Origin of the sequence: Marinobacter sp. (assembly GCF_965229985.1) — a bacterium.
In the GTDB taxonomy this organism is placed as follows: domain Bacteria; phylum Pseudomonadota; class Gammaproteobacteria; order Pseudomonadales; family Oleiphilaceae; genus Marinobacter.
Window position 1 is genome coordinate 2,939,917 of record NZ_OZ245935.1, and the last position, 25,821, is coordinate 2,965,737.

Below are 25,821 nucleotides of genomic sequence, written 5' to 3' on the forward strand. Positions count from 1 at the left end.
TGCCGTGCCAGAAAGCCGCGGTCATCCTGGTGACAGTTCTTCCAGGTAGGTTTCGCCATCGGAGTACAGCGAGGCGAACTCCTCCTCGGGCACCACGGTGACCGCAATCTCCGGTTCATGGTCGCCACCGCCGAGCAGCACGCCCCGCATCGGCGTGATATCGGAAAAGTCCCGGCCCCAGCCCAGGGTGATGTGCTCCAGATCCGGCCTCAGGGCATTGGTGGGGTCCAGCTCCAGCCAGCCGAAATCCGGCACGAACACAGCCACCCAGGCATGGGTGGCATCGGCTCCGACCAGACGCTCCTTGCCCTCGGGCGGATGGGTGAGGATATAACCGCTCATGTAACGGGCCGCCAGGCCAACCGAGCGCAGGCAGGCAATCATGATGTGGGAAAAATCCTGACAGACCCCGCGACGGGCCTTGAACGCCTGCTCCACCGGGGTGAAGGTTTCCGTTGCCGTCGCATCGAAGCGAAAGTCGCGATGAATCATCCGCATCAAGGCCTCCGCCGCCTCCACCAGGGGCCGGCCCGGAAGAAACGCCTCGCGGGCGTAAGCGGCGTACTGGGAATCAATGGGCACATTGGTGGACACAAACCGGAAGGCCGTAGCCTGAAGATGGTCCGGCGGAAACTTCCTGTCGGCGCGATAACGCAAGCTATCGCGCACGGTTTCCCAGGGAACTTTTGCAGCGGATGCCGACGGTTTCGGCCGGTCGCGCAGCTCCACCCAGAACTCACTGATGATCTCCAGGTACTCGTGGTCGGCCGTGAAATGAATCTTGGTAATGCGGTTGCCAAAGCAGTCCAGGAAGGAACGCCTTGCGGAGGGTTCCGGTGAGATCGCCAGATGATGCTCCAGATTCCTCTGCCAGGGCAGCGCCCGTGGCGTAAGCCTCAGCAAATGGTGGGACTCCCCCACCACCTGATCGTACTGGTAGAGGGTCTCATGACGCACATGGTAACGGACAAATGTCATGACAGACGCCTCAATCCGGTGTCACAGGCCGGTCGGAATACCGGGTGTGAATAAAACACTGCCGCTGGATTTCATCCGATACACGATAGACCTCGGAACGGATATCGCACAACAGCTCTGCCAGGGCTTCGCAGGCTTTGTCCGGGCGCTTGCGCTCAAACGGGTGCAGATCAAGGGCCTGAAGCCGCTGCAGGGATTCGCCCAGATCCGGGGGAAACAGTTGCCCGGTTTTCCGGCCCATCTCCGGCAGATCCTTTTGCAGTTGCCGCAGCTGGAACATCACCGAATGGGGGTTGCTCGCGTCGATCACAAGGGTATGGACTACGCCCAGAAGCTCCGGTGTCCGGCGGTATCGGGTCCGGTAGGTGACTTCCGAGTTGGCCACTTCCAGCAGCCACTCAAGCATGGCGTGGCGGCTGAATCGGTCGCTGAACAGTGGCACGCAGATCAGGGTACAGAGATTTGCAAGTCGCTCCAGACGCCGACCGATGACCAGAAAAACCCAGCTGGCATCCCGGGTGATGTCATCCATGGCAAAGCCGGCCAGTGAGATGCAGTCCAACAACACCAGGTTCAACGCCCGGATCGACTGGTCCGGCGTGGTTGGCGCCGGGCTCAGGGGCTTGCCCACCCGATTGAGCGTGTGCCAGTTGTCGGAAGACAGCCGGTCCCGGACCTGACTGGCGTTGAACAACAAGGCCTGAAGAATGGACGCTATCGAGCCCGGAAACTTGAGATCGCTGACCGCCCTGAGCAACATTCCGGGAAGCGGCTCCGGCACCGCATCTTCTTCCAGTTCCGGAAGCGTCCCGAACTGCTCGGCGGCCTGTTGCAGCCCGAGCAGGGCTTCCTCACTGGCCTGATCGTGGCCCGACAGGCGGTTGAACGCCGCCCGCAATAACCGGGCGGTCCCCTCGGCCCGCTCCGAGTGCCGGCCCATCCAGAACAGGTTTTCCCCCACCCGGGAGGGCGTGTCCCGCTCGCCGTCGAGCAGGTCAGACACCTGCAGCCGTTTCTTGATCAGTGACTTGGAGGGAGCCGTGTAACGGGCCTGGACCCAGGTATCTTTCGACAAGCCACCGCGCTGCATGGAAATCACCTCCACGCCCTCGTCCATGGCGACCCGGGTCAGGCCACCGGGCATAACCCGCCAGCCGGAAGGCGTGGCCGCAGCGAACAGCCGCAGACCGATGGACCGCGTTGCCAGCGGCTGGTCCCGCTCGCCCTTCCAGACTGGCGCCTGGGAAAGGTGCACCAGCTCCTGCCCGACAAAGGCATGGGGGTGGGCATGCATCTTCTTAATCAGGGCGTCCCGCTCTGCGCCCCTCACCTGATAACCGAACACCGGCTCCATTCGCATGCTCGCGAACGCCGGCTTGATCACCAGCTCGTCCAGGTGCTCGATGACATAGTCCAGGGCCGGCTTCTCGCCACACCACCAGGACGCCACCGACGGCATGGCCAGAGGCGAGCCCAGCAACTTCTTGGAAATCTCCGGCAAAAAGCCGAATAACGCAGCACTTTCAAGAACACCTGAACCCAGGGCATTTGCCATGAGAACCTTGCCTGCCCGCACCGCCCCCAGCAGCCCGGGAATACCGAGCACGGAATCGGCGCGAAGCTCCAGCGGATCACAGAAGCCATCATCCAGCCGGCGATAAATGGCGTGTACCCGCCGCAGACCCTGGAGCGTTTTCAGGTACACCGTGTCATCACGCACGGTCAGATCCTGACCTTCAACCAGGGGCAAGCCCAGGTAGCGGGCAAGGAACACATGTTCGAAATAGGTTTCGTTGAAACGGCCGGGGGTCAGAAGCACACACAGCGGCGACTCGGTTCCCGCTGGCGACATGCCCGCCAGGCTGTTCTGGAAACCCTGGAAGAATTCCGAAAGGTTGGTCACCGGCAGGTTGTGGAATGGCGCCGGGAAGGCCCGGGAAATCACCAGCCGGTTCTGAAGGGCGTAACCGGCGCCGGACGGCGCCTGGGTACGGTCGGCCATCACCCACCAGCCGCCGTCCGGCGCCCGAGCCAGATCCACAGCGTACAGGTGCAGGAATCGGCCACCGGCGGGCTCAATCCCCTGACAGGGCCACTGGAAACCGGCCTGGCCATAAACCAGGGCCGGGGGCATGAAACCTTCTTTTAACAGCGACTGCTCGCCGTACAGATCGGCCAGAACGCTGTCCAGAAGCTCTGCGCGCTGGGCGACGGCTTTCGACAGCCACTGCCACTCATCAGCACCCAGGACCAGGGGCAGCAGATCCACTTCCCAGGGCCGGGTATCTCCGCGGGGATCTTCGTAGACGTTGTAGGTTACGCCGTCTTCGGCAATTGCATTGGAAACAGCCTGGGCCCGGATGTTGAGACTGTCGACCGACTCAAGGTTGAGCTGCTGCAGCAATGGCCGCCAGTGCGACTTCGGTCCGGAGCCCATGGAGCCAAGCTCATCGAACCGATCCGGCACCGGGTGGTACTGGCGGAGGATGTCAGTTACTGCGTGCTGCTTCGCCACCTTGAATACAGGCTCCGTTAGTCAGTGAGCTGGAAGCATAGCCGCTTTCTGCTCTCCGGAGCCAGCATCAAACCACACGTCCAGGCATCTTATTTGTGATATCGCAGATCCAGGGTAAACGGAAACTCCCGATGCTCCGGAACCGGCCGCAGGGGTTGTTGTCCTGAGCTGTGACCCATCCGGAAGAAACGCGCCATACGCCGGCCTTCGGCCTCGAACGAATTCACCGGCAGAGTCTCGAAATTCCGGCCACCGGGGTGGGTTACGTGGTACTCGCAACCCCCGAGGCTGCGTTCGTTCCAGGTATCCACGATATCGAACACCAGCGGGCCATCCACACCAATGGTTGGATGCATGCACTGGGACGGCTGCCAGGCCCGGTAGCGCACACCCGCAACGAATTCTCCCACCATGCCGGTGGCCTGCAGCGGCAATGGCACCTGATTGCAGGTGATCTGATAACGATCCGGCGCAGCGCCACGAACCTTCACCTGCAAGCGCTCCAACGAGGAGTCTACGTACCGGGCCGTGCCGCCAATAGCGCCATGCTCGCCCGTGACATGCCAGGGCTCCAGAGCCGAGCGCAGTTCAAGGGTAATGCCCTTGACCTTGTAGTCGCCGATCCGGGGGAACCGGAATTCGAAATGGGGCGCGAACCATTCGCTCTCAAGCGGGTAGCCCTGCGCTTTCATGTCGTCGATGACGTCCTCGAAATCCTGCCAGACATAGTGCGGCAGCAGGAACCGGTCGTGCAGCTCGGTGCCCCAGCGAACCAGTCCGGAAGGCTTGTAGGGTTGCTCCCAGAATCGGGCCACCAGCGCCCGCAACAGCAGTTGCTGGGTCAGGCTCATTCGGGCATGGGGCGGCATCTCGAAGGCCCGCAATTCCAGCAACCCGTGGCGCCCACCCGGGCCGTCCGGGGAATAGAGCTTGTCGATACAAAATTCCGCCCGATGGGTATTGCCGGTCACATCCGTGAGCAAATCACGGAGCAGACGGTCCACCACCCAGGGCGCGACTTTTTTGCCCATCGGGCATAACCGCTCCATCTCCCTGAAGGCCAGTTCCATTTCGAACACGTGATCATTGCGGGCTTCATCGATTCTCGGCGCCTGGGAGCTGGGACCGATAAACAAGCCGGAGAACAGGTAGGACAGGCTGGGGTGGTTATGCCAGTAACTGATGAGGCTGCGTAACAGGTCCGGACGTCGCAGGAAGGGCGAATCCTCTGCCTTCTGGGCGCCCAGGACGAAATGGTTGCCGCCACCGGTACCGGTATGACGGCCGTCCATCATGAATTTCTCGGAGGTGAGCCGGCACTGGTAGGCGTCGGCGTACAGAGATTCGGTCTGCTCCACCATTTCATCCCAGGTCCGGACCGGCTGCACATTCACTTCGATCACCCCCGGGTCCGGGGTGATCCGAAAATGGGTGATCCGGTGATCCGAGGGTGGCTCGTAGCCCTCCAGCAAGACCGGCTGCTTGAGAGTGGCAGCGGTTTTCTCGATGGCTGACACCAACGCCAGGTAGGGCTCAAGCTCCTCCAGCGGCGGCATGAAAATACGGAGAATGCCATCCCGGGGCTCCACACAAAGGGCAGTTCGGACAATCTCCGGCGCCGACTTGCCTTTTTTCGGCGGCTCCAGTTCCGGCGATGCCTGCCCGGTCTGTCCCCGGCTGTTCCATTGCCGGATCTCCTCGCTGGCAGGCAACGGACCACGGGGCGCAAAGGGGTCCTGCTCGTGTATCCAGGGGTAATCGGCTTCTTCCACCCAGGGCTGGCTATCCAGGGGCAGACGGTGGCCCATGGGAGAGCCGCCCGGAATCAGGTAACAGCGCTCGCTGCGCAGGAACCAGGGGCCCGTCTCCCACGCCTGTTCCTTTTCAGAGATGCGCAGAGGGAGCACGTAGCCAACGGGCTCATCCAGGCCCCGGCTGAAAATCTGCTGGAGCTGCTTCCGCTCCAGGGCATTCTCGAGTTTGGCGTCGAAAGGATCGACGTTGACCGGCAGCCGGCGTTCCCGCCACAAGTAATAAAAGGCATCCTCGAACCCTGGGAACAGCTGTTTTCCATCAACACCAAGCTCCTTCGCCAACGCCGACAAAAACCTGTGAGCATCTTCCGGGCTTGCGTTGCCTTCGATGCGTTCATCCGCCAGCCAGCGCTCATCGTGCCATATCGGCTCGCCATCCTTGCGCCAGAAACAGTTCAGGGACCAACGGGGCAGCGGCTCTCCCGGATACCACTTGCCCTGGCCGAAGTGCACCAGCCCGCCAGCACCATACCGTTCCCGCATCCGGTGATAGAGCTCAATGGCCTTCTTGCGCTTGGTGGGGCCCATCGCTTCGGTGTTCCACTCCGGCTCGTCGCGGTCGTGATTTGCCACAAAGGTGGGTTCACCGCCCTGGGTCAGACGCACATCCAGCTCTGTCAAACGCTGGTCCACGTCATGGCCCAGTCCAACGATGCGTTGCCACTGGTCCTCGGTGTAGGGTTTGGTCACCCTTGGTGCTTCCCAGATACGCTGGACGCTCATCTGGTGCTCGAACTCGACCCCACACTCCTCCACCATGCCGGTAATCGGGGCCGCGGAGGACGGATCGGGGCTGCAGGCCAGCGGAATGTGCCCTTCCCCGGCAAACAGGCCAGAGGTCGGATCCAGACCGACCCAACCCGCACCTGGTAGAAAGACTTCGCACCAGGCGTGCAGATCGGTAAAGTCCTCCTCCGCGCCAGACGGACCGTCCAGCGCCTTCTGATCCGCTTTCAGCTGAATCAGGTAACCGGATACGAACCGCGCCGCCAGCCCCAGATGCCGAAGCGTCTGCACCAGCAACCAGGTGGAATCGCGACAGGAGCCGGAGCCTTTTTTCAGGGTTTCTTCCGGGGTCTGTACACCCGGCTCCATCCGGATCAGGTAATCAATACGATCAGCAAGGCTCTGGTTCACAGCCACCAGGAAATCCACGCTGGGGGTTTCCTTGCGGTCTATGGTGGCCATCCACTTACGGAACTCCGGCGTCTCCGGCAGTTTCTGCAAATAGGGTGCAAGCTCTGCGGTCTGCCATTCCTCGTAATCAAAGGGAATAGTCTCCGCCCGGGGTTCCAGGAAGAAATCGAACGGGTTGATCACGGCCATCTCGGCAACCAGATCCACCGTGATCTTCAGCTCGCCCGTTTTTTCCGGGAACACCAGACGGGCCAGATAATTGGCCTGCGGGTCCTGTTGCCAGTTAAGGAAGTAACCTTCTGGTTCCACCTTCAGGGAGTAGGAGAGGATGCGGGTTCGCGCGTGCGGACAGGGGCGAAGACGAACTATCTGGGGCCCCAGGGTGATCGGGCGCTCATAGCGATAGTGGGTGGTATGGCTCAGGGCAACATGAATCGACATGGAACCTATCTCGCAGGCGTATGAAATGGGGAGTTTCAGGCTGTCTCGTAGACAGGAAACCAGGTCTCTGCAATGTCTTCGTGAAGCTCGCCGATCTCCAGTTGCAGGTTTTCCAGGAACAGGATCACGTCTTCCTTGCGGATCAGGGCATCCACGTCGCCCTCCCGGGTGTGACGGACTGCCTGCAATGCCGTGCGTAACGGGATCTCGTTCCTCGGTAAGCGGCCCAGTGCGCCGGCCACCTCGCTGAGGCTGTGCAGCACCGACCGCGGGAACGGCTCGTTCTGCAGCAGGAAGCGAATCACCAGAGGCCCGCTGACCTTGCGCCGGACATTGTGACGGTACATCTGGAACGCACTCTGGTAACGCAGCACGCTGGTCCACAAGAGCCCGCCATAGGTTTCGGTGCCATCCCAGCCATCCAGGAACTGCAACGCTCCTACTTCAATCTGCCGCGTGGCCATGTCCGCCCGCTCAAGGTTGCGTCCAACCCGGATAAAGTCATACCCCGTATCGTGACTCATACAGCCCGCCAGCAAGCCATTGAGCATCTGGCAGCGACCCACAATCTCGTTCAGAAATTCGTATCTCGCCCGTTTACCCACCCCCTGGTCTATATGCTCCTGAATATACCGGTAAAGCTCGTTGATCACCTCCCAGGCGTCGGTGGGAATCTGGTCCCGGGTGGTGCGCACGTTCTCCCGGGCGGCCTTGATACAGGAGGCGATGGAACTCGGGTTGTAACCATCAGCCATCAGAAACTTCACACAATTGCGTTCATCGGCCTTCTGATGGTGCTGATCAAACAACGCGCCCATGCCGGTAACCGCCACCAGTCCCTTCCAGGACAGCTGGGTTTCCCGGGGCATGTCCAGCGCCAGGGAATTAAAGGCCATGATCATCCGGGCGTTGTTCTCGGCCCGCTCAAGGTATCTGGCCATCCAGTAAAGTCGTTCCGCTACACGTGACAGCACATCAGTTCTCCTCGTCCACGATCCAGGTATCCTTGCTTCCACCGCCCTGGGAAGAATTCACCACCAGGGAACCTTTGCGCATCGCCACCCGTGTAAGCCCACCGGCTGTTACGTAGGTTCTGACGCCCTGCAGCACGAAGGGCCGCAGGTCCAGGTGACGGGGCGCCAGGCCCTCGTCGCACAGGGTGGGTGCCACGGACAGGTTCAGGGTCGGTTGGGCGATGTAGTTGCGCGGGTTCTTCTTGATCAAGCGGGCAAACTCGGTGCGCTGCTTCTTGGTGGAATGCGGCCCCACCAGCATGCCGTAGCCCCCGGACTCGTTCGCCGGTTTGACCACCAGTTCATCAAGGTGTTCGAGCACATACTCCTGGTCCTGCTTGTTCACACACATCCAGGTGGGCACGTTCGGGATGATGGGCTCTTCATCGAGGTAATAGCGAATCATGTCCGGAACGAACGCGTAGATGACCTTGTCGTCGGCCACGCCGGCACCGGGCGCATTGGCCAGGCCAACCTTGCCATTGCGCCAGGCCCGCATGAGGCCCGGCACGCCCAGGGTGGAATCGGAACGGAACTCCTCCGGGTCCAGGAAGTCGTCATCAATGCGCCGGTAGATCACATCCACCCGCTCAAGCCCTTCAACTGTGCGCATGTAGACACAGTCATCCTCGCCAACCACCAGGTCAGCCCCTTCCACCAGTTCCGCGCCCATGCGTTGGGCCAGGAAGGAATGCTCAAAATAGGCGGAGTTGAAAATACCCGGCGTCAGCACCGCAATCTTCGGGTGATCCTGGGGCCGGGGCGAGATTGACGCCAGCATGTCGAACAGCTGGTTGGTGTAGTCATCCACCGGCAGAATGCTGGTGTTGTCGAACAGCTCCGGGAACACTCGCTTGGTCAGCTGGCGGTTCTCCAGCATGTAGGAAACGCCCGAGGGAACCCGCAGATTGTCCTCCAGCACATACACGGTACCGTCCTTGTCCCGCACCAGGTCCGATCCGCAGATGTGCGCCCAGACCCCCAGTGGCGGCGTGAACCCCCGGCACTGCTCGCGGAAGTTCTTGGAGTTGGCGAACACGTACTTGGGAATGACCTTGTCCTTGACGATGTTCTGGTCGTTGTAGATGTCGTTGATAAACATGTTGAGAGCCGTCAGGCGCTGGGCCAGACCCTGCTCGATGGTTTCCCACTCCCGAAGCGAGATCACTCGGGGAATGATGTCGAAAGGCCAGGCCCGGTCGATGTTCTCGCCCTCGCTGTAGATGGTAAAGCTGATACCCATCTCCAGTATTGCCAGTTCAGCCGCCTGCTGGCGCGCCTGGATCTCCTCGGAATCAAGATTGCCAAGGTAGTCGGTAATCGCCGTGGCCGCAGGCCGGGGCTTGCCCTTGGCGGCAATCAGCTCATCGAAGAAGTCATTGGGATCGTAGTTTTTCCAGTCTATCGATTTGTTCTTTTTCATTTGGGGTCCTTTCGTTAACCACCGTGAGCTATTCGGTGTACCAGGCGGAGCTTCTCCACCACCGGAGCCGCCAGCACGAAGGGGTAGGCGTCCTCATGCCCCATGCTTCGGTTCAGGCTGTTGAGCGCAAGCGTCAGGGGTAACCAGTGCTTGATCAGTGCATCGAAATCGTCGGCCTGGTAGGGATCAAACGCAGGGTCTGGTTCGCTGTTCATCATCGGGCTCTGCAGAGCGTTGACTCGCATCCCGAACTGCCAGGCGGTTTCCAATGTATCCACCATATGCAGGTAATGTGCCCAGGTCTCAGCCCAGTCTTCCCAGGCATGGCTACTGGCATAGGCGCTGATGTACCAGCTCTGCCAGTCACCGGGCGGGCCGTACTGGTAATGCTGGTCCATCGCCTGCCTGTAGTCTCTGGTGTCGTCACCAAACATCTCCCGAACCGACCCAAGCCATGGCCCGGACCGCACCAGGAGATCCCAGTAATAATGACCGGATTCGTGACGGAAATGCCCCAAAACAGTGCGATAGGGCTCGGCCATCTGGCTGCGCATGCGCTCCCGTTCCACCGGGTCGGCCTCGGCAATATTCATGGTGATCACGCCATTTGCGTGGCCGGTTTTTACCTTCGACCGCTCGTCAAACATTGCCGGCTGGTCGGCGAGAAAATCGAAGTTCAGGCCATATTGGTCTTCCTGCCGGGGCTCGCAAGGCAGCTTCAGGCGCAGCAGTGAATAGACCAGGCGACGTTTCTCTTTTTCCAGCCGCACCCACAGATCGTGGTTCCGGAAGGTGCTCAGGTCGGGAATGGTGCGATTAAGACGGCAGGCAACGCAGAAGGCGTGGGAATCAGAGACAGGCACCAGCCAGTTGCAGGCACCCTGGTTCTGGTAGTTGCCACATAGACGGTATGGATCGCCGGCGGTGACCTCTTCCCAGGTATCGTTACCCTTCGGGTCGATCGCCACCAGATCCATCACATCCGGCGCGAAGCCAAGGCTTGCTCCGCACCTGGTACAGCAGCTGTTTTCGAAATAAAGCAGGTTGGCGCATCGGCCGCAGTGAAACAGCTTCATTGGGGGACATCCTTGGCCGATACCGGCAAGACCGTTGCTTCAAGTATTGGCCATCCGGGCCAAAACGCAACTTATCCACCGTTAAAACCCGGCTGAAATGCCCCCGCTGCTCCGATGCTAGATGGCCATGGCAGGATCAACCCCGGGAACGCTGTCACTGGTACCTTTACACAGGTACTGTTCTGCGTCGAAACGCCGCGTCTGGTTCCGGAACTGCCAGGTAAAACCCGGCCACAGGGTCGTGTTCCTGCCGTTTTCGTTGACGTACCAGCTCTTGCAACCGGTTTGCCATACCGAGTCACCCAGCTTCGCGTGAATGGCCGCGTTGTAGCGGCTCTGGGCGTCTGGCTTCACTTCCATGCTGCTCCATTGCTGCTGGCGCATCTGTTGGAGGGCATCCAGCACATACTGGATCTGACTCTCAATCATATACACCATGGAACTGTGGCCGAGACCGGTGTTCGGTCCCATCAGCATGAAGAAGTTCGGAAAGCCACTGACGGTGGTGCCTTTATAGGCCTCGGCGCCGTCCTTCCAGGCGTCCAGCAGGTCCTGGCCATTTCGCCCAAAGATCATGCCGGCAGGGATCGGGTCCTGGGCCCGGAAACCGGTGCCGTAGATGATGCAATCCACCTGCCGCTCGTTGCCCTGACCGTCGATCACGGTGTTGCCCTGCACCTCACGGATACCCTCAGTCACAACGTCCACATGATCCTGCGCCAGCGCCGGATAGTAGTTGTTGGAGATCAGTACCCGCTTGCAGCCAAAGTGGAAATCCGGGGTGACCTTCCTGCGCAGCGCCTTGTCCGGAATCTGGTTGCGAATATGCCGGCGGGCCTGCAGTTCGCCAAGCTTCAGAATGCGGGGGTTACCCACAAAGCCCAGTACCCGGGCCTCGAGTGACCAGTAAATACTCTGACGGAAGGCATTGAGTGTTTGCGGGAACACCCGGAACAGCCGCTTTTCCAGAGGCCTGATAGCCCGATCCGGCTTGGGCATGATCCAGGGTGGCGTGCGCTGGTAAAGGTCCACCCTCGCAGCCTGCTTCGCCACCTCCGGAACAAACTGGATGGCCGAAGCACCGGTGCCGATCACCGCCACGCGTTTGCCACGCAAATCGTAGTCGTGGTCCCAGTCCTGGGAATGAAAACGCTTGCCAGTAAAGGATTCGATCCCCTTTATCTCCGGATAGGCCGGGGTGCTCAGTCCCCCCATCCCGGAAACAAGGATATCCGCCCTCAACGTGCTGAATTCCGGCAGGCCCTTATCGGAGCGATCCAACCGGTCTCCCGGCTTCACGCCCTTGCCCTGCATGTATGCCCACAGCGCCGGACTATCACAGGTTTCCAGGGTCCACCGCTGGCGGTTCTCGTCAAATCGCGCCCCGGTCACATGGGTGTTCAGCCGGATATGCTTCATCAGCCCGTACTTCTCGACGCAATGCTTCAGGTAGGCCTTGATCTCATGCTGTTGGGCATACATCCGGCTCCAGTTCGGGTTCTGTTCGAAGGAAAAGGAATAGAGTGCAGACTGCACATCACAGGCACACCCCGGGTAGTGGTTCTGGTGCCAGGTGCCGCCGATGTCGTCACTCTGCTCCAGGATCACGAAGTCGTTGTAGCCGGCTTCCTTGAGTTTGATGGCCATGCCAAGGCCGGAGAAGCCGGTGCCGATAATGGCGATCTGTGTGTTCTGTGTCATTGCTGCACTCCTGCGTTGGCCTGCCTGGCCTTGTCTGTTGTTGTCCGGCGGGTCATCATGGCCGGTAGACACATGTATACACAGATTGGTATACAACCGTATACTCTTGGTTGGGTGATTGGCCTCAGGTGACTGATCGTTGGCCTCCGCGGCGGGCTCTGGCTGGGGGGCTGGTCATTTGTGGGAAGGGCTTCCAAAACACGCTCCTTGCGGCACATCCCTGTGACGCTTGGCTCTCGCCATCCATGGCGAGAGACAGTTTTGGAAGCCCTTCCCACAAACGACCGTCAGACTCATCCAGGCCCGCCCTTAAACATTGGTTTGGACTCTGGCAGGCCTATACCATTGCCCGGGGACCGTGTTGGCGGGCGTTCCGAAAATGCTCGGAGCCATGGATGGCGGAGAGCAAGCGTACAGGGACGTATTCACAGCGGTTTTCGGAACGCCCGCCAACGCGGCCCTTGCCCCGGAAATAGAGGACAACGTGAAAACAATAGCCGGCGGAAAACTCAAACTCATTCAGGCCGCGCTTCGGCTGATTACCGAAACCCGGGGCCTGACGTCGCTGGGACTGCGGGAGCTTGCCCGGGAAGCGGGGCTGAACCCGAATACCTTTTACCGACACTTCAAGAGCCTGGATGAATTCGGCCTGCAGGTACTGGGTTACATTGCCGAGGAAATGAAAGCCGGGGTCCGGGATCTGCGGCAGATGGCGGATTCTTCCGAACAGGCATCGCGGGACACGGTGGCGTTTGTGTACCACTATTTCCTGGCCAATCCGGCGGCCACCACCGTGGCCGTGCGGGAACTCCACGGCCCCTCCCCGATACTGCGCCGGGCCCTTGAATCACAGCTTGAAGCCAGCGCCCGGGAAATGGCCGAAGACATTATCGAGCGGCAACTGGTGAGCGCCGTGCCGCCCGAGACCATTCATGAAATCTCCCGCATGACCATCCGCTACATCCTTTTCCGGGCCATGGATTACATCGAGAAACCTGCCCAGCGGGAAACCATCCAGACCGAAACCGAACACTTCATCAATCGGCAGTTCCGGGGTGCGATGCTTGATCACCTGTCGCAAACGGAAGTCGAACGCCTCGCCCTGAGGCAGAGCTGATATACCTCCGATAACTCCGCTTTCCGGGCAGATCTGGCAACCTGCACTAGTATGTAGATAACCAGAACAAGTGATTGATCGGGAAATCCGGAGGCACGCCAATAATGAAAATCGGTATCCCCAAGGAAATCTTTGAGGACGAGCGACGAGTGGCCGCGACGCCACCCTCTGTTCACAAGTTAATCGGACTTGGTTACGACGTGATCGTGGAAGGCGGCGCCGGCGAGGCGGCGAACTACTCCGATGCCGCCTATGAAAAAGTGGGCGCAGCCATCGCAGCCGACACCAGCTCGCTGTGGAAAGAAGCGGACTTTATTCTGAAGGTCCGGGCGCCCATGGAGAATCCCGCTCTGGGCAAACACGAAGCGGATTTGATGAAGGAGGGGGCGTTTCTGGTCAGCTACATCTGGCCGGCCCAGAGTCCGGAATTGCTGGAAAAGCTGGCCGCCAGAAAGATCACGTCTTTCGCCATCGACAGCCTGCCCCGCATCAGCCGCGCCCAGAAGATGGACGCCCTCAGCGCCATGGCCAACATCGCCGGCTATCGGGCGGTGATCGAGGCGGCGAACCACTTCGGGCGTTTCTTTACCGGGCAGGTTACCGCTGCTGGCAAGGTGCCGCCCGCGAAAGTCATGGTCATCGGTGCAGGGGTGGCTGGCCTGGCAGCCATTGGCGCGGCCAACAGCATGGGCGCTATCGTTCGGGCCTTCGATACCCGCCTGGAAGTGAAGGAACAGGTCGAGAGCATGGGGGCCGAGTTCCTGGAACTGGATTTCGGTGACGAGGAAGGCAGCGGCAGCGGTGGTTACGCCAAGCAGATGAGTGACGAGTTCATCAAGGCTGAAATGGCGCTGTTCGCAGAGCAGGCGGAAGAGGTGGATATCATCATCACCACCGCCCTGATTCCCGGCAAGCCAGCGCCGAAACTGATCACCGCCGACATGGTGAAATCCATGAAGCCCGGCAGCGTGATCGTGGATCTGGCCTCCGAGCGGGGCGGTAACTGTGAGCTGACCGAACCGGGCAAAGTCGCCCATCAACACGGCGTTACCCTGATCGGCTACACCGACCTGCCCAGCCGCATGGCCAAGGTGGCCAGTGACCTGTACGCCACCAACCTGGTGCATCTGCTCACCGAGCTGACACCGGAAAAGGACGGTCAGCCACTGGTGAACATGGAGGACGAAGTCATCCGTGGCCTGACAGTGGTGCACGAGGACGACATCACCTGGCCACCCCCAAAACCGGAATCGCCGGTCAGCCCCAAACCCGCACCGGGCACCGAGGAGCCTTCAGCCGAAGCAAAAGCGGCCGCCAAGAAGGACGCAGACCGCCGCAGCCTGATCGGCAAGGGCGTTCTTCTGGTGGTAACGGCCCTGGCGCTCTACGGAGTGGGCGCCCACGCGCCGGAAAGCTTCCTGCAACACTTCACTGTGTTCGTACTGGCCTGCTTTATTGGCTGGCAGGTGATCTGGAACGTAACCCCTTCGCTGCATACCCCCCTGATGAGCGTTACCAACGCCATCAGCGGCATTATCGTGATCGGTGCGATTCTGCACTTGGCACAGGCGGAGAACGTTGCCGTCGGGATCATGGCCTTTGTGGCGGTGCTGATTGCCAGCATCAACGTGGGCGGTGGCTTCCGGGTCACCCATCGCATGCTCAAAATGTTCCGGAAGTAGGAGGCGCCCGATATGAGCACAGGACTGGTGAGCGTGGCCTACGTGGTCGCAAGTATCTTGTTTATTCTGAGCCTGGGTGGCCTCAGCCACCAGGAATCGGCCCGGCGCGGTAATCTCTACGGCGTCGCCGGCATTATCGTCGCGGTAGGGGCTACCCTGGCCAGCGTAGATGGAGGCATCACCGCCATCATCATTGCCGTGTTGCTCGGTGTCGGCATTGGCATTCCCATCGCCAACAAAGTGGAAATGACCCAGATGCCGCAGTTGGTGGCCCTGCTCCACAGTTTTGTGGGTCTGGCGGCGGTATTGGTGGGGTTTTCCGGTTATATCGAGCCGTTGATTACCACATCCGGTACCGAGCACACCATCAAACTGGTGGAGGTGTTTGTCGGCATCTTCATAGGCGCCATTACCTTCACCGGTTCACTGGTGGCCTGCGGCAAACTGGATGGCCGAATCGACAGCAAGGCGCTCACCCTGCCCGGCCGGCACCTGATGAATCTGGCAGCGATCATTGTCTGCGTCTTGCTGGGGGCCTGGTTCCTGGGTACTGAAAACATGGCCCTGGGTATTGTTGCCCTGATCCTGATGACCGCCATTGCCTCAGTCCTCGGCATTCACCTGATCATGGCCATCGGCGGCGCCGACATGCCGGTGGTGGTGTCGATGCTTAACAGTTACTCCGGGTGGGCAGCCGCTTCCATCGGTTTCATGCTAGGCAATGATCTGCTGATTGTTGTTGGTGCCCTGGTGGGCAGCAGCGGTGCCATTCTCAGCTACATCATGTGCAAGGCCATGAACCGCTCGTTCATCAGCGTGATTCTCGGTGGCTTCGGCCAGACCAGCAGCAGTTCGGCGGCCGCGGATGCTGACCAGACGGTGCACGAATCCAGTGTCGATGACGTCTGTGAAGAACTGCGCAACGCCCAGTCGGTGATCATCGTGCCCGGTTATGGCATGGCTGTCGCCCAGGCACAGAACGGCGTCAGCGAAATGACCAAGATCCTTCGGGACCGTGGCGTAAACGTGCGCTTTGGCATCCATCCGGTGGCCGGCCGTCTGCCAGGACACATGAACGTGCTATTGGCGGAAGCCCACGTACCTTATGACATCGTGCTGGAAATGGACGAGATTAACGACGACTTCCCGAATACTGACGTGGTGCTGGTCATCGGCGCCAACGACACCGTGAACCCGGCCGCCGCCGAGGATCCGGGCAGCCCGATTGCCGGCATGCCGGTGCTGGAGGTCTGGAAGGCCCACCAGGTGGTTATCCTCAAGCGGGGCATGGCCACCGGCTATTCCGGGGTGGAGAATCCGCTGTTCTTCAAGGACAACGCCCGTATGCTGTTCGGGGATGCCAAGGACAGCATCGATAAGCTGGTAGGAGGCTTGCGGGGCTGAGGGCAGCCCCGCGCCAGTTTACTTCGGGAGTTATTCGGTGGTGTTGTACACGTAGGACGACACGGTGCCGTCCTGGTTGAATCGCACCACCAGATCAGTGGTTTCCGCATCACCGAAGGCAGACCACTTGTACTTGCCATAGGTCCAGGTGCGTTTGCCGTCTTCGATCCCGGTGCGCCACGGCTCGCCGAACATCTCCTGAATATCGGCCCGGGTGGTTTCACCAATCTGGATCTGGTCCACATTGTGGGTGGCGAAGTCTTTGCCGACAGTCGCACAGCCCACCATGGCCGCCATCATCAAGGCCACGCCCAGCGTTTTAACCGAACCAATCATCGACATACCAATCCCTCATTTTCGGGTGAGTTTCACCCATCATAACGTGTCTCTGTTCAGACGCGATTACGAAGACGACAGGATTCGGGAGCAAAAAAAGCCGCAGGCCCGGAGGCGCTGCGGCAGGATTCGATCGTCCGATCGAAGGGGATAATCAATACAGCTTGGCGAGGGACTTCTTGGCGAAGGATTCCACTTCGTTCAGGCGGCCTTCTTTCACCTTGATCAGCCACTCGGGATCCTGCAGAAGTGCCCGACCAACCGCAATCAGCTCGAACTCGTGGTTGTTCATGCGCTCCACCAGTTCATCGATTCCGGCTTTCTCAACCGCTTCCTGCTTGCTGGCAAAGGTGCCGCTGATGAAATCTTCGGTCAGCCCGACACTGCCCACGGACATAGTCGGCTTGCCGGAGAGCTTCTGGGTCCAGCCTGCGAGATTCAGATCCGAGCCTTCAAATTCCGGCTCCCAGAAACGGCGGGTGGAGGCGTGGAAAATATCTACACCGGCTTCCACCAGTGGCTTCAGGAACCGTTCCAGTTCCTCAGGGCTATCAACCAGTTTGGCTTCGTAATCCTGCTGCTTCCACTGGGAGAACCGCAGCATGATCGGGAAATCAGGCCCGACGCGGTGGCGCACTGCCTCAACAATCTCGACAACAAAACGCAGGCGGTTTTCCATAGAGCCGCCGTATTCATCGTCCCGCTGGTTGGTGCCTTCCCACAGGAACTGGTCCAGCAGGTAGCCATGGGCACCGTGAATCTCGACACCATCAAAACCGAGGGCTTTGGCATCCTGGGCGGCATCGGCAAACGCGGTGATGACGTCCTCGATGTCCTCTTTGCTCATGGCCTTGCCGTTGGGCTTGCCTGGCGCAAACAGCCCAGACGGGCTGTAACCGGGAACAAAGGGATCCGGAGGCGTACCCTCCTTCCTGACGGCGCCCACGTGCCAAAGCTGCGGGAAAATCGTGCCACCGGCCTCGTGCACGGCGTCGACGACGTTCTTCCAGCCTTCAAGAGCGTCGGTGCCATGAAACGCCGGTACGTTCGGATACCCACTGGCAGCGGGGTGGTTCACCGTGGTGCCTTCGGTGATGACCAGGCCAACGCCGGCTTCGGCACGGCGACGGTAGTAGGCCACCACGTCCTTACCCGGAACACCGTTGGGCGAGAAGTTGCGGGTCATCGGGGCCATGGCCACACGGTTACGCAGCTTGAGGTTGTGGAGTTCAAACGGTTCGAAAAGCGGGCCAAGATTCATGGTCATGATAGTGTGCAACCTCACTAATTTGGTTTCGTAAAGCAACCCTATTAAATCTGGTTTTAAAATGCAACCCTATTCGGTACACTCCCGACATGGCCAGAAAACGTTTTGATGACTCCAGCTGTTCCGTCGCCCGCGCCCTCAATGAAGTGGGTGACTGGTGGTCCCTCCTGATTGTACTGCATGCCATGTATGGCACCCGCCGGTTTGTGGATTTCCAACAGGAACTCGGCATTGCCAAGAATATCCTCTGCGACCGCCTGGCGCGGCTGGTGGACAATGAAGTTCTGCGCAAGGTCGATGTGGGCGAACACGGATCACGCTTCGAATACCGCCTGACCGAAAAAGGCCGGGATCTTTTCCCGGTGGTGATCGCGCTTCGCCAGTGGGGAGATAAATGGAACCCCGCCCCGGATGAGGCTCCGCTGGACCTGCGCGACCGCGCCACCGGTCGCCCGATACACACGGTGGAAGTACAGGACGCCGATGGCCAGGCCCTGTCCATTCGCGATGTGTTTGTGCCGGAAGAAAGCCTGCCAGTCCGAAAAAAGAACTCGGCCTGACCATCCGCAAAAGCCGCAGTCGGCGCACCACCGTCCATTTTTTTGAGTTGTATCAATCCGCTGATCAAACTCACCCCCCTGCCCGGGCATTCTTGCGCTAAATCAAGTTTCCATTTCCCGATGTCATTAATCTGCAGTCATCAACGATTCAGGTTAAGGAGATGGATATGTCCCGTACATTCAAACTTGGTGTTCTGGCTGCAGCGGTTATGGCTGCTGCTCCCGCTGTTCAGGCGTACGAAGCTGGTGATTTCATTGGCCGCGTTGGTGTGGCAACGGTTGATCCGGATTCTTCCAGCAGCAACTTGAACTCCAACGCTCTCGGCGAAATTGATGGCGCCAAGGTCAGCGTCGATTCCAACAGCCAGCTGGGACTGACCGCCAGCTACATGCTGACCAACCAGTTCGCCGTTGGCGTACTCGCTGCAACCCCGTTCAAACACGACATCAATGGTGACGGAGCAGCCCTAGGTGGTACTGGCAAACTGGCAGAAACCAAGCACTTGCCGCCCACCATCACGCTGCAATACTTCCCGATGCCCAGTGGTAGCAAATTCCAGCCCTATGTTGGCGCCGGCGTAAACTACACCAACTTCTTTGAAGAGAAGACCACCCAGACACTAACCACTACCTATGATGCTGTGGCCGGCAACCCGGGTATTGATGGCACCGACATTGAGCTGGATGACAGCTTTGGTCTGGCCGCCGAAATTGGTCTTGATTACATGATTACCGAAAACGTTGGCATCAACGCAGCGGTCTGGTGGATCGACATCGACACCGAAGCCACCATCAATGCCTACGCGGGTAATGCAGTCGCCGATACCAGCACTATCGACGTGGATATCGACCCCTGGGTCTATATGGTAGGCGTGTCCTACAAGTTCTGATCCCCGTGCCTCCGCCGGTCGCCACGGTCTGTTGGCTGGCGGAAGGTGCGTTTTCCTATGCGGGGCTTCTCCGGCCCCGCCTTTTTTTGCCTACCTGAAAACAGAAAAACGGAGCCGAAGCTCCGTTTTTATTAACTGCCAATCAGCCCTCAGGCGCTCTGGCGCTGAGCCGGACGACTCCGCTGGCCACCGCCATTCTGGCTACGGCCACCGCTGCGACCACCTGGCTTGGCACCGAAGCTTTTGGGCTTTCCGCCGGGACGACCATTACCACCGCCGTTACCATTACGGTTACGGGCGCGGCTGGGATCGGCCTTCGCCTTGGGTTTCAGCGGCAGGTTGTTGGTCGGCTCAAAGCCTTCCACTTCCGTACGCGGCAGCTGCTTCTTGATCAGCCTTTCGATACCGGCAAGCATCTTGCCTTCATCGGCACTGACCAGCGACAGGGCGTGACCACTTTCACCGGCACGGCCAGTACGGCCGATACGGTGCACGTAATCTTCCGGCACGTTGGGCAGTTCAAAGTTCACCACCTGGGGCAGCTGCTTGATGTCCAGACCACGAGCAGCGATATCCGTTGCCACCAGCACGCGAATCTCACCAGCCTTGAAGTCCGCCAGCGCGCGGGTACGGGCACCCTGGGACTTGTTGCCATGGATGGCGGCGGCAGTGATGCCGTCCTTCTCCAGTTTCTGGGTCAGGCGGTTGGCACCATGCTTGGTGCGGGTAAACACCAGCACCTGATCCCAACTGTTGTCACGCACCAGCTTGCTCAGCAGGGCGGTTTTCTGGCTCTGATCCACCGGGTAGACAGACTGCTTGATGTTTTCGGCAGAGGTATTTCGGGCCGCGACTTCAACCTGAACCGGGTTATCCAGCAGACCTTCTGCCAGGGTACGAATCTCGTTCGAGAAGGTGGCGGAGAACAGCAGGTTCTGGCGCTTGGCCGGCAACAGCGAAAGGATCTTGCGGATGTCGCGGATAAAGCCCATGTCCAGCATGCGGTCGGCTTCGTCCAGAACCAGGATTTCCACCTCGTTGAAGCGCACAGCGTTCTGCTGATACAGGTCCATCAGACGGCCCGGTGTTGCTACCAGCACGTCCAGGCCTTTTCGCAGCTTCATCATCTGCGGATTGATTTTCACACCGCCGAAGACCACCGCGGCCTTGGTGGGAATGTATTTGCTGTAAAGATTCACGCTGTCATGAACCTGCGCCGCCAGTTCACGGGTGGGCGTCAGGATCAGGGCGCGGGGGCCTTTGCCGGTGCGCGGGTTTTCACCCAGACGCTGCAGCAAGGGCAAGGTAAAACCGGCGGTTTTGCCGGTACCGGTCTGGGCAGCAGCCATAACGTCCCGGCCAGAAAGCACGGCGGGAATGGCCTGGGCCTGAATGGGAGACGGGGTTTCATAACCCTGGTCAGACGTGGCACGAACCAGCTGCTCGGACAAACCGAGTGAAGAAAAACTCATATTGGATCAACTCTTGATTATTCTGCCTCCACGACCACCGTTCTCGGTGAATGCGGGCAGATGCCATGAACATTCATGGAATAAAAGACGACTACGGTCACGCGCCGTTATCGGGGTGACGTCCTCTGACAGGTCGTATGGAAAGGTCGCACGGGCCTAAAGCCTTAAACTGCGGAATCCCTAGAGGCAGGATGCAGGCACAGTAACAGAGGTCCGGGCAATTAGCCATAGGTGATTATAATAAGCATCCGAAGGAACCTGGCGGTAACCCTCCCGTATTCAAGCGGCTCAGGGGCAGCTGATATGTGCTTATCTATTGAGTGGCCGCTTTGGCAAAATTCCCCAATGCGCCACTCACTTTATCGAGCACCTCATCGCATCCTTCAATGCCATGGCGGCTCTTCAAGTATTGCGGATCGTTGTACCCCAGCCATACCTCACCGTTGGCATCCTCCCAGATCAGGGCTTTCTGGGGCAGGTCGATGGCAACACTCTGGGCGCACTGCATCAGTGGCGTACCGACTTTGGGATTGCCGAAAATAACCACTTCGGTCGGACGCAACGCCAGACCGGCTTTTTCGGCGCCCTGCTGATGATTAACTCGGGCCATGACCGTCATGCCCTTCTCCTTCAGCACAGACTCGAGTTTGTCCGCCGTCGCTTTGACATCGTGACTGCTTTTCACCGCGATCAGCCCATCTGCGGCATGAGTGAGCGTGGCGAACAACAGGGTTGATGCCACGAGAACCAGTCTGAGAATGCAGCGCATGGGATTCTCCTGAACATTTGCTGAAGTCTTGAGCATAGAACAGCGTAAAGCGTTACGCATAAAAGGTCTTCAGTAGATCGCTGCCGCACCTTCCGGCCTGCTCTTGAAGCGCTTGTGCAGCCAGAGGTACTGATCGGGCTGCTCACGAACGGTGGCTTCAATGAAACGGTTCCAGACTTTGGCGTCCTGTTCCGGATGTTCGCCGAAGGACTCCTGAATCGGAGAGAAAACCACCCGGTAACTGCCATCGGGCATTCGCAGATGACTCACGCAGATGACGGCGGCACCGGACTCCCTGGCAATGAAGCTTGGCGACGTGATGCAGCCGGCACTAACCCCGAAGAAGGGCACAAACACCTCCGACTTGTTGCCGAAATCCTGGTCACAGGCGAACCAGACCTGCCCCCCTTCTTTGAGGAAAGACAACATCGGTCTGATCTGGCGCTTGGTAAATGGCCGGATACCAAAATGGCGTCGGCGGCCGCGTTCGATCATACGGTCGATCACCGGGTTGTTGTTGGGGCGATACATGTAACCGGGCTTCTCGAGCTTGCAGGCAATCAAGGGCAGTGCGAAATCAAAAATACTGTAATGCCCACCAATCAGCAGCACCCCCTTGCCGCGTCGTTTCGCTTCTTCAAGGTGCTCGGTGCCATACACCGAGGCGCTCTCGCAATAGGGCGTCATGTTCCGCCACCAGGCATGAACGCTTTCAAGAACACCCCGTGCAGAGGCCACGAAGGCGTCCTCAACCAGTTGGCTGCGGGTTGCTTCATCCAGTTCCGGCATGCAAGCCGCCAGATTGGCGTCCGCAACCCTGGCACGGGATCGCATTTTTCTGGAAAGCAGCCTGCCCAGCCAGCGACCGAATCGCTGCTTCAGTCCCATTGGCAAAAATGACAACAGCCAGAGCAAGAAGACCAGAGCCCAGGCCCCCCAGAAAGTGGGATGCCAGAGAGAGCGTTTTCTACTTTTTCTACCGGAGGCCATACAACGGTCGCCTGTGATCTGTAGTAAAGAAGGGGTGTTCAGCCTGACACATTCTCTGCTGGCGGGATACTTGAGATCCTCATTGGTTCTGTTGGCCAAGAAGAGGATCCAATTCCGGAATCCAGGAGTATGGTCTAAAGGAGATACGTGTTAATACGTAGAAGCCATCCTACAAAAACAGGAAACTCCCCGCCATGCCCCGATGGAAGTTCGCCCCAGGCATTCTGATCCTGCCGCTCGTATTCGCCGGCTGCAGTGAAAATAACAGCCAACAGACGACAACACAGCCGACAGCAGAGCTCAGACCACCGTCGGAAACCGGGACACTCAAAGTCGCCACCCGCAACGGCTCCACCACCTATTATCTGGATCGCCACGAAAATCCCGTCGGTCCCGAGCATGCGCTGATCAGCGCCTATGCCGAACAGCGTGGCTGGCAGGTGGAATGGAACATGCTGGAATCCACCAGCGAGGTTCTGGCTGCGCTGGAGTCCGGCGACACCCATCTGGCGGCAGCCGGGCTGACTCACCTGGCCTCCCGGGATGAGCGTTTCGCCCGGGGCCCGGCCCACACCGAGATTACCGAGCAACTGGTCTGCCATCGCGATGCGCGCCCCATGCCCCGGAAACCCGAGGACATCCCGGGCACCGATATTGTGGTGACCGCCGGCTCCAGCTATGTTGAAACCCTGAACAAGCTCAATGAGCAACACCCGGGCATCGGCTTTCAGGAAGATGCAGACCGCACGACAGAAGTAATTCTCTCGGATGTTGCCGAGCAGGACGTCGGCTGTACCGTCGCCGATTCCAACATTGTTCAGGTGATGCGCCGGCACTTCCCGCATCTGGAAGTGGCAATGACGCTCACAGAGGGCCGCAATCTGGGCTGGTACCTGCCCAAGGGTTCAGAAGATCTGGGCTCGGATGCCCACGAGTGGATGAACAGCGTCGATGGCGATGAAGCCATAGGCCTGATGGAAAACCGCTACTATTCCTATATCGGTGATTTCGATTTTGTCGATCTGCGGGCACTGAACCGTCGGATTGAGGATCGGCTACCCGAATTCATTGATCAATTCCGGGAAGCCGAGGCCAAAACCGGGATGCCCGCAGACCTGCTGGCCGCCCTCGCTTACCAGGAGTCCCACTGGGACCCTGCAGCAAAATCCCCCACCGGAGTCCGTGGCATCATGATGCTGACCCGACGAACCGCCGAATCACTGGGTGTGACCAACCGGCTGGACCCAGATGCTGCCATTGATGGCGGAGCACGGTACCTGGCCGACCGGCACCGCCGCCTGCCCGAGACCATTCCGGAGCCGGACCGCACCTTTCTGGCGCTGGCCAGCTACAACATCGGCCGGGGCCATCTTCTGGATGCCCGGGAACTGGCTCGAACCCTGAACAAAAACCCGGACTCCTGGCAGGAAATGACCGAGGTTTTACCCCTCAAGGCTGACAAGCGATACTACCCCAGCACCCGTTACGGATACGCCCGTGGCTACGAGCCCGTGCACTACGTGCAGCGTATCCGCAACTACCGGGACGTTATACGTTCGGCCTTTGAGTGATCAGGTTCCGAACAGGGCCGAGCGCAGGGGCCGCAGGAAACCACCGGACTCTTTCTGACTGGCGTGGGTCCGCTTGCCGTCGAGTTCCAGATAGCCATCCTCGATAGGCTCAAAGCGCAGGATTTTCACATCTTCCAGGTAATTCTGGGAGGACTTCCAGGGCCCGTGGGTACCCTGGCGGGGGAGACGATCAGCGGCGCGGTTGATGTAGCCGGCATTGAGGGACCCCAGGACCGTGTCGTCGCCGCGACTGTTTTCGGTATCCCGGGCCACCACGCTTCGATAGCCACGCTTGTCCATCAGGTTCATCAGCCGGCACAGGTACTCGGCGGCAATGTCCACCTTCAGGGTCCAGGAGATGTTGGTGTACCCGAAGATCATGCCGGCATTGGGTACGCCCTCCACCATCACATTCTTGTAGATGACCTTGTCTTTCATCACCACCTCTTCACCATCCACGGTCGGCCGGATACCTCCCAGCATCTGGATATCCAGGCCGGTGGCCGGAATGATGATGTCAGCCGCCAGTTCCTCGCCCGATTTCAGGCGGATGCCGGTTTCTGTGAAGCGGTCAATATGATCGGTGGCGATGGAGGCCTTGCCCGCTTTCATGGCATGGAAAAGATCCCCGTCTTTCACCACACACAGGCGCTGGTCCCAGGGATTGTAATCCGGGGTGAAATGCCGCATGTCAGCAGTGTTGCCCACCTTGCGTTTGATAATGCTCAGGAACAGCCGACGCATGAACTGCGGGCTCTTTCTGGAACGCTGGTATAAAAAACGGGAGATGGAAATATTCCGGGCCCGGGTCAGCCGGTAGGCGGTTTTCTCGGGCAGAATTTTCTGCAGGGCCAGAGTCAGCTTGTCGGTGGAGGGCAACGGCATCAGATAGGTGGGTGAGCGCTGAAGCATGGTTACGTGCGCGGCCGTCTCCGCCATGGTCGGCACCAGGGTGATCGCGGTTGCGCCGCTGCCAATGACCACCACCTTCTTGCCTGTGTAGTCGAGACCCTCCGGCCAGTGCTGCGGGTGCACAATCTGGCCACGGAAATCACTTTCGCCGGGGAAGTCCGGTTTGTAGCCCTGATCATAATTGTAGTAGCCGGTACACCCGACCATAAAGCTGGCGGTGTAGTGCTCGGTTTCGCCGGTTTCTTCGTTCAGGGCCGTGAGCTTCCAGCATTTGTCGACGCCCGACCAGTCCGCCGTTTTGACCGCCAGGCCAAAGCGGATGTGGCGCTCAACGTCGTGTTCCCTCGCGGTCTCCGCCACATAATTCTTGATCGACGCACCATCGGCCAGCACCTTGCCACCGGTCCAGGGGCGGAAATTGTAGCCAAAGGTGAACATGTCCGAGTCCGACCGGATACCCGGGTAACGGAACAGGTCCCAGGTGCCACCCAGGGACTGACGGCGCTCAAGGATGGCAAATGATTTCCCGGGGCATTCATGTTTCAGGTGACACGCCATGCCAATGCCGGAAACGCCGGCGCCGATGATCAGTACATCGAAATGCTGGTTACTCATTGCCTGTCCTCTCGGATTCCAGTCCGCTTTTTATAATCAATGGCCTGCAGTCAAGATAGCTCAGGCCGGGCTGCCGGGAAATTGGCCAAATTGGTCCCGGCCCCCGGTTGTTTCAGTCAGTCGCTAACCGGGGGCGTA

Annotated in this window: 19 protein-coding genes; 6 read left to right on the forward strand and 13 right to left on the reverse strand. The window is 59.4% G+C overall.

Annotation, left to right across the window (positions count from 1 at the left end; all coding sequences use genetic code 11):
• Positions 1-21 precede the first annotated feature (21 nt).
• The 7 genes from ACO06L_RS13470 to ACO06L_RS13500 form a co-directional block, all read right to left on the reverse strand.
• On the reverse strand, positions 22-978 hold the full coding sequence (locus ACO06L_RS13470; protein WP_202346187.1) for a transglutaminase family protein: 957 nt from the start codon (positions 976-978) through the stop codon (positions 22-24).
• A gap of 10 nt (positions 979-988) precedes the next feature.
• Positions 989-3,493 carry a circularly permuted type 2 ATP-grasp protein gene (locus ACO06L_RS13475; protein ID WP_202346188.1) on the reverse strand — a complete coding sequence of 835 codons (2,505 nt, stop codon included), beginning with the start codon at positions 3,491-3,493 and terminating at the stop codon, positions 989-991.
• Between the two features lie 89 nt (positions 3,494-3,582).
• Positions 3,583-6,885 (reverse strand): DUF2126 domain-containing protein, encoded by a 3,303-nt coding sequence (locus ACO06L_RS13480; protein ID WP_202346189.1) that lies wholly within the window; start codon positions 6,883-6,885, stop codon positions 3,583-3,585.
• A 35-nt stretch (positions 6,886-6,920) separates the two neighbouring features.
• Positions 6,921-7,859 carry an alpha-E domain-containing protein gene (locus tag ACO06L_RS13485; protein WP_202346190.1) on the reverse strand — a complete coding sequence of 313 codons (939 nt, stop codon included), beginning with the start codon at positions 7,857-7,859 and terminating at the stop codon, positions 6,921-6,923.
• A 1-nt stretch (position 7,860) separates the two neighbouring features.
• Entirely contained in the window at positions 7,861-9,321 is a 1,461-nt protein-coding gene (locus ACO06L_RS13490; protein WP_202346191.1) for a circularly permuted type 2 ATP-grasp protein, read from the reverse strand.
• A 14-nt stretch (positions 9,322-9,335) separates the two neighbouring features.
• Positions 9,336-10,397, reverse strand: a complete 1,062-nt coding sequence (locus ACO06L_RS13495; RefSeq protein ID WP_202346192.1) for a zinc-binding metallopeptidase family protein — start codon at positions 10,395-10,397, stop codon at positions 9,336-9,338.
• A gap of 117 nt (positions 10,398-10,514) precedes the next feature.
• Positions 10,515-12,098: a flavin-containing monooxygenase gene (locus tag ACO06L_RS13500; protein WP_202346193.1), complete on the reverse strand. Its 1,584-nt coding sequence runs from the start codon at positions 12,096-12,098 to the stop codon at positions 10,515-10,517.
• A gap of 484 nt (positions 12,099-12,582) precedes the next feature.
• Between ACO06L_RS13500 and ACO06L_RS13505 the strand changes: the two genes are divergently transcribed.
• The 3 genes from ACO06L_RS13505 to pntB all read left to right on the forward strand — a co-directional run bounded on the left by ACO06L_RS13505 (position 12,583) and on the right by pntB (position 16,301).
• On the forward strand, positions 12,583-13,215 hold the full coding sequence (locus tag ACO06L_RS13505) for a TetR family transcriptional regulator (protein ID WP_202346555.1): 633 nt from the start codon (positions 12,583-12,585) through the stop codon (positions 13,213-13,215).
• A 104-nt stretch (positions 13,216-13,319) separates the two neighbouring features.
• The gene (locus ACO06L_RS13510; RefSeq protein ID WP_202346194.1) at positions 13,320-14,897 is read left to right on the forward strand and encodes a Re/Si-specific NAD(P)(+) transhydrogenase subunit alpha; all 1,578 of its coding nucleotides are present in this window, start codon (positions 13,320-13,322) and stop codon (positions 14,895-14,897) included.
• Positions 14,898-14,909: 12 nt separating this feature from the next.
• Positions 14,910-16,301 (forward strand): Re/Si-specific NAD(P)(+) transhydrogenase subunit beta, encoded by a 1,392-nt coding sequence (gene pntB / locus ACO06L_RS13515; protein ID WP_202346195.1) that lies wholly within the window; start codon positions 14,910-14,912, stop codon positions 16,299-16,301.
• 30 nt (positions 16,302-16,331) lie between these two features.
• On the opposite strand, the gene bamE is transcribed toward pntB, so the two are convergent.
• On the reverse strand, positions 16,332-16,637 hold the full coding sequence (gene bamE, locus ACO06L_RS13520) for an outer membrane protein assembly factor BamE domain-containing protein (protein WP_202346556.1): 306 nt from the start codon (positions 16,635-16,637) through the stop codon (positions 16,332-16,334).
• Positions 16,638-16,791: 154 nt separating this feature from the next.
• Complete coding sequence (locus ACO06L_RS13525) at positions 16,792-17,904, reverse strand: NADH:flavin oxidoreductase (protein ID WP_202346196.1); 1,113 nt, start codon at positions 17,902-17,904, stop codon at positions 16,792-16,794.
• A gap of 89 nt (positions 17,905-17,993) precedes the next feature.
• On the opposite strand from ACO06L_RS13525, the gene ACO06L_RS13530 reads away from it, so the two are divergent.
• On the forward strand, positions 17,994-18,464 hold the full coding sequence (locus tag ACO06L_RS13530; RefSeq protein ID WP_064229538.1) for a winged helix-turn-helix transcriptional regulator: 471 nt from the start codon (positions 17,994-17,996) through the stop codon (positions 18,462-18,464).
• A 167-nt stretch (positions 18,465-18,631) separates the two neighbouring features.
• Positions 18,632-19,354 carry an OmpW/AlkL family protein gene (locus tag ACO06L_RS13535; protein WP_202346197.1) on the forward strand — a complete coding sequence of 241 codons (723 nt, stop codon included), beginning with the start codon at positions 18,632-18,634 and terminating at the stop codon, positions 19,352-19,354.
• A 149-nt stretch (positions 19,355-19,503) separates the two neighbouring features.
• On the opposite strand, the gene ACO06L_RS13540 is transcribed toward ACO06L_RS13535, so the two are convergent.
• The 3 genes from ACO06L_RS13540 to ACO06L_RS13550 form a co-directional block, all read right to left on the reverse strand.
• Positions 19,504-20,826 carry a DEAD/DEAH box helicase gene (locus tag ACO06L_RS13540; protein WP_064229536.1) on the reverse strand — a complete coding sequence of 441 codons (1,323 nt, stop codon included), beginning with the start codon at positions 20,824-20,826 and terminating at the stop codon, positions 19,504-19,506.
• Positions 20,827-21,139: 313 nt separating this feature from the next.
• Entirely contained in the window at positions 21,140-21,595 is a 456-nt protein-coding gene (locus tag ACO06L_RS13545; RefSeq protein WP_202346198.1) for a DUF302 domain-containing protein, read from the reverse strand.
• A 69-nt stretch (positions 21,596-21,664) separates the two neighbouring features.
• Complete coding sequence (locus ACO06L_RS13550) at positions 21,665-22,585, reverse strand: lysophospholipid acyltransferase family protein (RefSeq protein ID WP_202346199.1); 921 nt, start codon at positions 22,583-22,585, stop codon at positions 21,665-21,667.
• Between the two features lie 194 nt (positions 22,586-22,779).
• Here ACO06L_RS13550 and mltF point away from each other — a divergent pair, with 194 nt between their 5' ends.
• Positions 22,780-24,156: a membrane-bound lytic murein transglycosylase MltF gene (gene mltF, locus ACO06L_RS13555; protein ID WP_064229532.1), complete on the forward strand. Its 1,377-nt coding sequence runs from the start codon at positions 22,780-22,782 to the stop codon at positions 24,154-24,156.
• Here mltF and ACO06L_RS13560 read toward each other — a convergent pair whose 3' ends face one another.
• A complete protein-coding gene (locus ACO06L_RS13560) occupies positions 24,157-25,683 on the reverse strand; it encodes a flavin-containing monooxygenase (protein ID WP_202346200.1) in 1,527 nt (508 codons plus the stop codon).
• Between the last annotated feature and the right edge of the window lie 138 nt (positions 25,684-25,821).